Raw genomic sequence first — 9,986 nt, 5'->3', positions numbered from 1 at the left:
CCGACCTCGTCGATGTCCGGCGTGCGGATGCACTTCTGCACACTGGTCGCGCGATTCCACGGCGGCGTCTGCTGGCCAAGGAAGTAGGGCACGAACTGCACCATGCCTGCGTTGACGAACAACAGGTTGGGGTCCTCGAGGATCACCGATGCGCTCGGAACCTCGGTGTGGCCCGCGTTCACGAAGTGATCGAGGAAGCGCTTCCTGATCTCGTGTGTCTGCACGTGCTGCTGTCCTTTGTCTTTCGATTGATCATTCCGGGAACGGTGATTCGGGGTCGTTCTCCGGCGTCCCAGCGGGGGCCGTTCTCGACGGCATTACAGTACCGGCCCGGTTCGATCGCCCCGCAAGGGCGCGGTCCTGACCCGTACCGCGGGCCCGACCGTCGCCGGTTCACCCGCCGATGAAGCTCACGCGTACCGAACGTCGCGGGTTGTCCCTGTTCAGGTCGACCAGAACGATGCTCTGCCAGGTACCGAGCAACGGCTCGCCGGCGTGGACGGGAATCGTCACCGACGGTGCCACTAGCCCGGGAAGAACGTGATCGGCGCCATGTCCCGGGGAACCGTGGGAGTGGCGGTAGCGATCGTCACGCGGCAGCAGTCTCTCCAACGCGTCGACCAGATCGTCGTCGGACCCGGCCCCCGTCTCGAGGATGGCGACGCCCGCGGTCGCGTGGGGCACGAAGACATTGCACAACCCGTCACCGCGCGACTCGCAAAACGCGCGGACGGCGTCGGTCAGATCCACGGTGCGGCGCCGGGAGGTGTCCACGTCGATCAGCTCGGTGTTCACGAGTAGAGAATACGGCCGATATTCACGGCAACGTTTATTCACGGCCACGTTTATTTCGACGAGCCAGGGGTATTGCTGTTGCAGCTCAATGAGCCCCTGACACCTCGAACGAAGGCAAGGAAATGACACCCACAGGCATCATCACCGCGATTCTGATCGGCGTCGTCGTCGGCGTGCTCGGACGACTCGTCCTCCCCGGCAAGCAGCCCATTGGGTTGCTCGTCACCATCCTCGTCGGCATCGTGTCGGCACTCATCGGCACATGGCTGGCCCGTCAGCTCGGCATCCCCACGGCGACGAGTGGCATCGACTGGATGGAACTACTGGTCCAGGTCATCGTCGCGGCGCTCGGCGTGGCACTGGTGGCGGGGCTCATGGGCCGCCGCCGGACCGGCGTCCTGCGCCGCTACCCCGAAACTGCTGCACACCCCCCGCCGAGCCTGCGGTGAGATCGCTACTTTTGAAAGGACCGCGATATCCCCGCTGGCTCGGCGCGGGTCTTGGTGGGGTTGAGCTAGCGCTTCCTACGCAGAATTGCCCGTAGTTTGTCGAGCCGTCCCGCGATGTCGCGTTCGGCTCCATGGCTCGTCGGTCGGTAGTAGTCCACACCGACCAGGTCGTCGGGCGAATACTGCTGGGGCACAATGCCATCGGGGTCGTCGTGGGGGTACGAATACCCTTGGGCATTGCCCAGCGCGGCCGCACCGGAGTAGTGGCCGTCCCGCAGATGCGGCGGAACCAGCCCCGCCTTGCCTGCCCTGATGTCGCCCATCGCCGCCGACAGCGCCATCGTCACCGCGTTCGACTTCGGCGCGGTGGCCAGATGCACGGTGGCGTGGGCGAGCGTCAGCTGCGCCTCGGGCATGCCGATCAACTGCACGGTCTGCGCGGCAGCCACTGCCGTCTGCAATGCCGTCGGATCGGCCATGCCGATGTCCTCGCTCGCCAGGATCGTCAACCGTCGCGCGATGAAGCGCGGGTCCTCCCCCGCGGTCAGCATGCGCGCCAGATAGTGCAGAGCAGCGTCGACGTCGGAACCACGCACCGACTTGATGAAGGCGCTGACCACGTCGTAGTGCTGGTCGCCGTCACGGTCGTAGCGCACGGCGGCCTTGTCCAACGACTGTTCGATGACCTCGACGGTCACATGGTCGCCCGCCTCAGCTGCGACCTCCAGTGCGGTCAAGGCCCTTCGGGCGTCCCCGGCGGCGAGCTGCACCAGCAGTTCGACGGCGTCGGCATCGACGGAGACCGACCCGCCGAGGCCACGCGGGTCGGCGATGGCACGCTCGACCACCGCGCGCACCGCGTCGGCGCCAAGCGGCTGCAACTGCAGGATCAGCGAACGGGACAGCAGCGGCGCCACGACCGAGAACGACGGGTTCTCGGTGGTCGCTGCCACCAGCAGCACGACCCGGTTCTCGACCGCCGCCAACAACGCGTCCTGCTGGGTCTTGGAGAACCTGTGCACCTCGTCGATGAACAGCACGGTCTGCTTCCCATGCACCGCCGCTCGACGCGCGACGTCGATGACGGCCCTGACGTCCTTCACTCCCGCCGACAGCGCCGAAAGCGCCTCGAACCGGCGCCCCGTCGCCTGCGATATCAGCGACGCCAGCGTCGTCTTACCGGTGCCCGGCGGTCCGTACAGGATGACCGACGCCGCGCCGGACCCGTCGACGAGGCGGCGCAGCGGCGAACCGTCGCGCAGCAGGTGGTCCTGACCGACGACCTCGTCGAGGCCGACCGGGCGCATGCGAACCGCAAGCGGGGACGACGGACCGCCCCCGGGAATGCCCTCACCGTCGCCCGGTTCGGGAGCCACGTCGAAAAGACCATCGGCCACGGGACAGGCTTACCACGACACGGCGACACCGCCGAACGCGGCAGCTCGTCACTCGCGCAGTGTGCGTCCGTTCGAATCTGGCACCTTGCCGACCAGGATCAGAACCGCGTCGACCAGAGGCCAGACGGCTCCGATGCCACACGTCAGCCAGGTCACGGCGATCTGCGCGATGGCGAGGCCGTTGTAGCCGAGGTAGAACCTGCCGACGCCGAACGACCCGAGGAACAACTGCAGCAGACCCGCGACCAGTTTGCTCTTGTCCGACAGTGGCCGCCCGTAGGCGTCAACGCCGAACGACCCGCCGGGATAGGGCGGCTGGTAACCGCCGTACGGCGGGGGCGGTCCGTAGGGACCGGGAGGCGGCGGCGCACCGTAGGCACCGACGGGCGGTGGCAACGATGGATCCGATCCGTACGGCGGCGGCGGCGGCGGATACGGCGGATATGGCGGGTTCGACTCTGGCGGCGGCGGGTACGGCGGATCCGAACCGTACGGGGGCGGAGGCACTGACATGCAGGGGATGATGTCCCATTCCCGGGTCCGCGTCCACCGTTGAATGCGCATCCATCCCGAATTCCCAATAACGCGCGGCCGTGCGCGACGATGGATCTCGTGCTGATCAATCGGGCTACGGCTGCAGGTATCGCGGACGGCACCATCACGCTGGTGCTGCGCAGTTGGGATGTGCCGCGCGCGAAAAGGGGCGGCACACAACGAACTCCGGCCGGGACCATCCGGATCGACGACGTCACCGAGTACCCGAGCGGGCATCGGGTCACCGCGGCGCAGGCCAGGGCTGCCGGCTATCCCGACGCCGCTACCGCCAGGTCCGATCTCGCCAGCCGGCCAGCCAAGCACCTCTACGCGATCGCCGTGTCGTACCTCGCCCCCGACGAGCGTCCCGATCTCGCCGCCGACGACGCGTTGACCGCCGACGACCGCGCCCTCATCACCAAGCGCCTCGACCGGTGGGACGCCGCGAGCAAGACGGGGCCATGGACGCGCCAGTACCTGAGACTCGTCGAGGCCAACGAGGCGATCCGAGCGCCCGACCTCGCCGTCACGGTGGGACTGGAAACCGCGCCATTCAAGCGCAGGGTGCGCCAACTCAAGGGGCTGGGCCTCACCATCAGCTTGGACGTCGGCTACCGAATCTCACCGCGCGGCAGGGCATTCCTCTCGGGCCCTGGCGCGACCGTCAGGGAGTCGTGACGAAGTCGATGAGTTCCTCGACGCGACCGATGAGCGCGGGCTCGAGATCGTTCCAGTCGCGCACCGTGCCCCGGATCCGTCGCCAGGCGGCGGCGATGTCTGCCTGACTTCCGTGCGGCCACCCCAGCGCGGCGCAGATGCCGTGCTTCCACTCGACGTTGCGCGGGATGACGGGCCACTGCTCGAGGCCGAGGCGCGCAGGCTTCACGGCTTGCCAGACGTCGACGTACGGGTGGCCGACCACCAACGTGTGCGCCCCGCCAGGGCCACGCCGGACCGCGTCGGCGATGCGGGCTTCCTTGGACCCGGTGACGAGATGATCGACGAGAACGCCGAGCCGACGGCCGGGGCCGGGATCGAAGTCCGCCACGATGGGGGCGAGATCGTCGACGCCACCCAGATATTCGACGACGACGCCCTCCACGCGGAGGTCTGCGCCCCAGACCTGCTCGACGAGTTCGGCGTCGTGACGCCCCTCGACGTAGATGCGGCTCGCCAGCGCGGTTCTCGCGCGGGCCCCAGCGACGGCGACCGAGCCCGACGCCGTCAGCGCCGGACCTGCCTGGGTCTTGCGCTTGGGCGGGGTGAGAATCACCGGCTTGCCGTCGACCAGATAGCCAGGCCCAACCGGGAAGGGACGTCGGTGACCGTCGAAGTCCTCTACCTCCATGCGGCCGTACTCGATGCGCACGATTGCCCCGACGTAGCCGGTCTCCACGTCTTCGACGACGAGACCGATTTCGGCCGCCATCTCGGTGGATCGCACGAGTCTTGGGGTGTGCGGGTTTCGGGCCAGGACATCGAAGCCGTAGCGATCATTCACGTCAGCGAGCCTAGGAACGATGACCGCGGTTGGTCGGTCGCCGCGCCGAATTCGTGACCGATCGGTGACCGGCACGCCCGGCTCACGCGGTGCTTTGGTCCTGGGCGTTCTGGCTGAATACGTCGCCGGAGGTTCGGCCACGCCATCGATCCGCTGTGAGGTCATGTCGGCGCGGGCCGACCCGATCCGCGGTATAACCCGAACGTGCAAATAGGACTTTCGACACCAGTGGTGATGCGGCTGCCAGGAGCGAGCTCCGACTGGGAACGTGAAGGAGACATCGAGGCGATCGCGCAGATCGCGGCAGCGGCCGATGACCTCGGGTTCGACTTCCTGACCTGTCCGGAGCACGTCGTCGTGCCCGTCGACGCCGCCGCCCAACGCGGCTCCACCTACTGGGATCCGCTGGCGACGCTCGGATTTCTCGCGGCCCGCACGTCCCGCATCCGCCTGGTGACGGCGGTCCTGGTGCTCGGCTACCACCATCCCTTGGAGATCGCCAAGCGCTACGGCACCTTGGATCGCGTCAGCGGTGGCCGACTCGTCCTCGGCGTCGGGGTGGGCTCGCTGAACGAGGAATTCGAGCTGCTCGGTGCGGCGTGGGACGACCGCGGTCCACGCGCCGACGATGCCATCCGCGCCCTTCGGGCGTCGCTGTCGACCAACAACCCCGGCTACGACGGGGAGTATTACCGGTACGACGCCGTGATCATGGATCCATGCGCCGTGCAGCCGCACGTCCCCATCTGGGTCGGCGGCCGCACCCGCCGGTCACTGCGGCGCGCAGTCACGCTCGCGGACGGCTGGATGCCGTTCGGGCTGAACACGGCTGAACTCACGACAATGCTTGCCGCCGTTGATCTTCCAGCGGAATTCGACGTCGTGCTGGCGTGCGGACCCATCGACCCGCTCGGCAACCCGGACGACACCCGGCGACGACTGGCCACGCTCCGCGGCCTCGGTGCGACCGCCGCAACTTGTGCGATCGCAGCGGACTCCCCCGACCACTACTGCGACCAACTCACGGCGTTGCGTGCGATCGCCGACGGCGAACGCTAGGCGGGTTTGCTCTCGATGTCGTACTCGACGTCGGTCCCGTCGACCTTGGTGATCTTCAGGTGCGCGACGTAGTCGCCGTCCGGAGCCGTGAACGTGCAGTCGAACTCGACGCCGACCTTTGCCTCGGTCTTGTCTGGGCACTTCACGTCCGAGGCGGTGACCTCAGTGTTCTTGGCCACGAAGTCCGCCACCGATTTCTGCGCACTGTCGGCGCTGATGACCGCCGCGCCACAGCCACTGAGACCGAGGGTCGCGGCACCGATGAAGAGAGCGGCGCCGAGGCGGACACCGTGAGTACGAATCATGCGCGTGATGCTGCTCTAAGGTTTGCCACAGGTCAAGCACAGACACGACCGACTTGAAGCCGCCCGCGGTTGCCGCGGGTCTAACCAGCGCCGCTCGCGGCCGCGAGCTTGGCTGGATCCGACGTCACCTCATCGATGACGGTATGGATGAATCGCATCTTCTCCAGAACCTTCATCGGTAGCACGAACGGGTAGAGATCGTCGTGGCCCATCGAACGGTTGACCATGTTGAGCGCCCACGACAGCGGTAGCCACATGTCAATGATTGCGTCGAATCCGCTGGGCCCCAGGTTTCTTCGCTCGAACGTCGCCGCTGCGGGGGCGAAGCTGAAGGCGGCGGCGGTGTCTAGGGTGTCGCGGATGTGGAGGTAGTGCGCGAAGGTCTCGGCCCAGTCCTCGGCGGGGTGCATCGTGGCGTAGGACGAGACGTAGTTGGTCTCCCAGCCGGGGGGCGCACCCTCGCTGTAGTGCCGGTCCAGCGCTGCCTGGTAGTCGGCCTCCGCGTCACCGAACAGTTCGCGGGCGGTCTGCTGATATTGCGGCGCCGTGCCCACCAGGCGGTAGTAGTAGTAATGCCCGATCTCGTGGCGGAAGTGACCGAGCAACGTTCGGTACGGCTCGGCCATCGCCACCCGCAACTGTTCACGGTGCACATCGTCGCCCTCGGCGAGATCGAGTGTGATGAGGCCGTTCTCGTGACCGGTGAAGACTTTCTCGAGTTCACTCGACAGCAGGTCGAACGCGAGCCCGTAATTCGGATCCTCGTCGCGTCCGACGATCGGTAGCTTCAGGTCGACCAGCTCGACGATCAGCCGCCGCTTGGCCCTCTCGGCGGTCGCGAACGCCGCCATCGCGCGCTTGTCGGCGTCGCTGGGCCTGGTTCGGGTGAGGGCACACGACGTGCACAACCGTCGCACCGGAGCCACCCGGACCAACCAATTACATTGGGCCGCATGCAAGTTCGCACACAGCTGATACTCGCTGGCATCGACGGCGCCCCCGTGCTCACTCTCGGCGCCCGACGCGATGACCAGGAACGCCATGTCGTCGATGGAGAAGCCCAGTCTGCTGCGACACGACAGGCAGACCGAGTTCTCGAAGGCCAGGTGCTGGCCGCAGTTGGGACAGATGAAGTCACGCACGAAGAATTCCTCCGTCGATTGGGGCCACGTCGACGGACACGTCGATCTTGCTGCTTTCGGAATCGGTGTAGATGATGCCACGCAGCGGCGGGACGTCGGCGTAGTCACGGCCGAAACCGACTACCACATACCGCTCGTCGACCAGCTGATCGTTGGTCGGGTCGAATCCCAGCCAATGGTTCTGCGGTGTCCACACCGACGCCCAGGCGTGTGTCGCGTCGATCCCGACCATGCGTTCCCTTCCCGGGGGTGGGTCCGTCGCAAGATAGCCGGAGACGTAGCTGGCGGCGAGACCGTTGGCGCGCAGGCAGGCGATCGCTAGCCGGGCGAAGTCCTGACATACCCCCTCGCCCGCCGCCAAAACTTCGGCGACCTGGGTGGACACCGTCGTGGAACCCGAGCGATAGGTGAAGTCATGGTTGATCCGGAAGTTGAGGTCCCGAAGCACGTCGACGAGTGGTCGCTCCGGCTGGAAGCTCGGTGCGGCGTAATCCCGCACGGCGTCGGTGATTTCCGGCTGCTGCAGATCCAACGTGAACTCGACGGCGAGCGCGCCGTCGGTGCCGACCGGTCGCGAGATCTCCCACGGCGCGAGCGCCGAGCCGCTCGAGTACAGCTCGACGGGTGGCGGGTCGACCTCGACCACCGAGTGGCTGGTGATGGTCAGTGCCCGATGGCGTTCGGTGACGTGAAAGTAGGAGCTGGTGTTGCCGTAGCCGTCTCGGCTGGTCGAGCTGTCCGCCGCCTCTGGCTCTATCGCCAAGCGGTGCGACAGGCACCGTTGCCGCGTTGAGTCCCTCGGGGTGAGGAAGCCGCGACCATAGGAACTGGTCACGTCGTCGGAGTAGTGGTACATCGTCCGATGCGTGACCTCGTAGGATCTGCTGCCCACCACCGGGGTCGGACCGATGCCATTCGCCGGGTCGCTGCGGTCTCCCCCACCGTCGCTCACGGCAGGACCCTCCTGGCGTCAGGACCCCACAGCGGCTGCATCCCACCGGGCAGCGCGAGGTGTGTCGTCGTGATCAGGCGGGACAGCTCGCGCAGATCGGTGTGGATGCTCGTCAGCAGTCCGTCCAGCTCGGGCCGCGTTCCGTCGGTGATGTCCTCGAGGTCGGCGGGGTCGAGCCGACGCAGCCGCGCGGCGACCTCCTCGATGAGCCGCTCGGGGCGGGTGGATCCGGACGAGGACGGCAGCGCCTTGAGGTTCACCCGCAACCTTTCGAACTGGTAGGCCAGTGAGCGGGGGTTCTCCTCGTCGAAGAGCAACAGGTCCGCGACCGCCGCCACACTGACCTTGCCGAGGGTGCGCCTGCGGTAGATCACCGACGACTCGCACGCCACCAGCGTCGACTCGGTGATGGTCTGCTCAGCACCGCGACTGCGGACCTTCGTCAGCGTCGCGCGGATCAAGGCGGTGAGCCAGATCGCCCGCTCGATGCGCTTGCCGATGTCCATCATCGTCCAGCCGACGTCGCGCACCATCGACTCCGCCGCGACCCCGGACAGCGCCAGCATTCCCGCCAGCGTCTGACTATGAGCGGTCCCCAGATAGCTCTCGCCCTCGGTGTGTGAATCGGGCGGCGTCCCCGACGTGCGCATCACCGCACGGTCCACCGCGGCGAGCACCATCCAGGTGTCGTTCGACATCTGGTCACGCACCGCGCGGGCCGCCAGCCCGAGCCGCTCCACGGACTGCGCCAAGGACCCAGCGCGATGCCGGTCGGCGGTCAGCGCCCACAGCGTGGTCGGCGCGACCGCGATCATCTCGGCGTCGTCGCCGGAGGCTCTGGTGTCGGTGCCGGTTATTCGACCGAGCGCGGCCAGCAGGACCGGGACGCATTCGCTGCCCGGCATGTCCTGCCGGTAGCGGAACTCGTGATAGCGCTCCCGCGTGACATTGAGCAGCCTGGCCATGCTCTCCGCGCGTTCGGAGTAGCGACCGAGCCAGAACAGGTCGGACAGTACGCGGGGTGAGCTGACCGCACGGGTCGGGCTCGGTGTGATCGCGGGCAGCTCCACCACCGGCTGGGGTGTCCGCTCAGCCGTCACCCGGGTCGGGGTTCGCACCCAGATGTCCTTGGCGGCAATGGTGTTCATTCGGTAGGCGGCATTGCCGGGGGCCAGGAGATAACCGAGTCCGCCCACCATGGGCGCGTATCCGCCGCGCTGCGCGACGGTGAACAACCGCATGCCCGTGTTGGCGGCCGACAAGCCGGCGCGCGAATGATCCGTCGGCGCCGAGGAGAACTGCGGCAGTTCCTGACCGACCCACTGCCAGGGGGTGGCGCCGATGCGTGCCGCCAGCTCGTCGCGCTCGCCGTTCGACAGGGCCGGGCCGACGATCGGCTCGCCACCGGTGACCGGTCGGATCAGCAGTGTCGACAGATGGCTCAGCAGATGCGACCGTTCGACGTCGATGCCACCCCAGTACATCGACGCCATGTTCAACTGCGGCGCTTCGCCGACGAGGAGTTCGGCCAGTTCTGGCAGGAAGCGTTGCAGCCCGGGGCTTTCCAGGATTCCACTGCCGAGGGTGTTGACGACGGTAACGGCACCGCGGCGCAACACCTCGACGAGACCGACGACGCCGAGTCGCGAATCTGCCCTCAGGTCAAGCGGATCGGCGTACGCGGCGTCGACCCGCCGCAGCACGACGTCGACGCGCTTGAGCGTGCCGAGCGACCGCATCCACAACTTGCCGTCACGGACCACCAGGTCGGCGCTCTCCACCAGTGGGAAGCCGAGCACGCTCGCCAAATAGGCCTGATCGAAGGCCGTTTCGGAGTGGATGCCCGGGCTGA

General features: G+C 67.3%; 12 protein-coding genes. 3 read left to right on the top strand and 9 right to left on the bottom strand.

Annotated elements, in window-relative coordinates; translation table 11 throughout:
- The coding region (locus QOD90_RS28135; protein WP_526355282.1) for an alanine--tRNA ligase-related protein at positions 1–224 on the bottom strand (224 nt) is incomplete at its 3' end.
- A 169-nt stretch (positions 225–393) separates the two neighbouring features.
- Entirely contained in the window at positions 394–783 is a 390-nt protein-coding gene (locus QOD90_RS28130) for a secondary thiamine-phosphate synthase enzyme YjbQ (RefSeq protein WP_526355285.1), read from the bottom strand.
- Between the two features lie 134 nt (positions 784–917).
- Here QOD90_RS28130 and QOD90_RS28125 point away from each other — a divergent pair, with 134 nt between their 5' ends.
- Entirely contained in the window at positions 918–1,244 is a 327-nt protein-coding gene (locus QOD90_RS28125; protein ID WP_526355280.1) for a GlsB/YeaQ/YmgE family stress response membrane protein, read from the top strand.
- A gap of 65 nt (positions 1,245–1,309) precedes the next feature.
- Here the strand turns inward: QOD90_RS28125 and QOD90_RS28120 are convergent, their stop codons facing one another.
- Positions 1,310–2,641 carry a replication-associated recombination protein A gene (locus QOD90_RS28120; protein WP_526355278.1) on the bottom strand — a complete coding sequence of 444 codons (1,332 nt, stop codon included), beginning with the start codon at positions 2,639–2,641 and terminating at the stop codon, positions 1,310–1,312.
- Positions 2,642–2,689: 48 nt separating this feature from the next.
- Positions 2,690–3,154 (bottom strand): TM2 domain-containing protein, encoded by a 465-nt coding sequence (locus QOD90_RS28115; RefSeq protein WP_526355276.1) that lies wholly within the window; start codon positions 3,152–3,154, stop codon positions 2,690–2,692.
- A gap of 99 nt (positions 3,155–3,253) precedes the next feature.
- On the opposite strand from QOD90_RS28115, the gene QOD90_RS28110 reads away from it, so the two are divergent.
- Positions 3,254–3,853 (top strand): hypothetical protein, encoded by a 600-nt coding sequence (locus QOD90_RS28110; protein WP_526355274.1) that lies wholly within the window; start codon positions 3,254–3,256, stop codon positions 3,851–3,853.
- Here the strand turns inward: QOD90_RS28110 and QOD90_RS28105 are convergent.
- On the bottom strand, positions 3,840–4,676 hold the full coding sequence (locus QOD90_RS28105; RefSeq protein WP_526355272.1) for a DUF3097 family protein: 837 nt from the start codon (positions 4,674–4,676) through the stop codon (positions 3,840–3,842). The genes QOD90_RS28110 and QOD90_RS28105 overlap by 14 nt on opposite strands.
- Before the next feature lie 204 nt (positions 4,677–4,880).
- Here QOD90_RS28105 and QOD90_RS28100 point away from each other — a divergent pair, with 204 nt between their 5' ends.
- Positions 4,881–5,735, top strand: a complete 855-nt coding sequence (locus QOD90_RS28100) for an LLM class F420-dependent oxidoreductase (protein ID WP_526355270.1) — start codon at positions 4,881–4,883, stop codon at positions 5,733–5,735.
- Here QOD90_RS28100 and QOD90_RS28095 read toward each other — a convergent pair.
- The 4 genes from QOD90_RS28095 to QOD90_RS28080 all read right to left on the bottom strand — a co-directional run.
- Entirely contained in the window at positions 5,732–6,040 is a 309-nt protein-coding gene (locus QOD90_RS28095) for a DUF4333 domain-containing protein (RefSeq protein WP_526355268.1), read from the bottom strand. The genes QOD90_RS28100 and QOD90_RS28095 overlap by 4 nt on opposite strands.
- A gap of 80 nt (positions 6,041–6,120) precedes the next feature.
- Entirely contained in the window at positions 6,121–7,182 is a 1,062-nt protein-coding gene (locus tag QOD90_RS28090) for a zinc-binding metallopeptidase family protein (RefSeq protein WP_526355266.1), read from the bottom strand.
- Positions 7,175–8,092, bottom strand: coding sequence for a transglutaminase-like domain-containing protein (locus tag QOD90_RS28085; RefSeq protein ID WP_526355283.1), 918 nt, complete (start codon positions 8,090–8,092; stop codon positions 7,175–7,177). The genes QOD90_RS28090 and QOD90_RS28085 overlap by 8 nt, the downstream gene beginning before the upstream one ends.
- Before the next feature lie 38 nt (positions 8,093–8,130).
- Positions 8,131–9,986, bottom strand: a 1,856-nt coding sequence (locus QOD90_RS28080; protein ID WP_526355264.1) for an alpha-E domain-containing protein, incomplete at its 5' end; no start/stop codon positions are given.

Origin of the sequence: Mycobacterium sp. (assembly GCF_032161845.1) — a bacterium.
In the GTDB taxonomy this organism is placed as follows: domain Bacteria; phylum Actinomycetota; class Actinomycetes; order Mycobacteriales; family Mycobacteriaceae; genus Mycobacterium.
This window is presented reverse-complemented; position numbering and strand designations above follow the sequence as displayed.

What these genes read in the sequence shown, in the direction of transcription:
- QOD90_RS28125 (WP_526355280.1), top strand. Translation starts at nt 918, where the DNA reads ATGACACCCACAGGCATCATCACCGCGATTCTGATCGGCGTCGTCGTC.
- QOD90_RS28115 (WP_526355276.1), bottom strand. Translation starts at nt 3,154, where the DNA reads ATGTCAGTGCCTCCGCCCCCGTACGGTTCGGATCCGCCGTACCCGCCG.
- QOD90_RS28095 (WP_526355268.1), bottom strand. Translation starts at nt 6,040, where the DNA reads ATGATTCGTACTCACGGTGTCCGCCTCGGCGCCGCTCTCTTCATCGGT.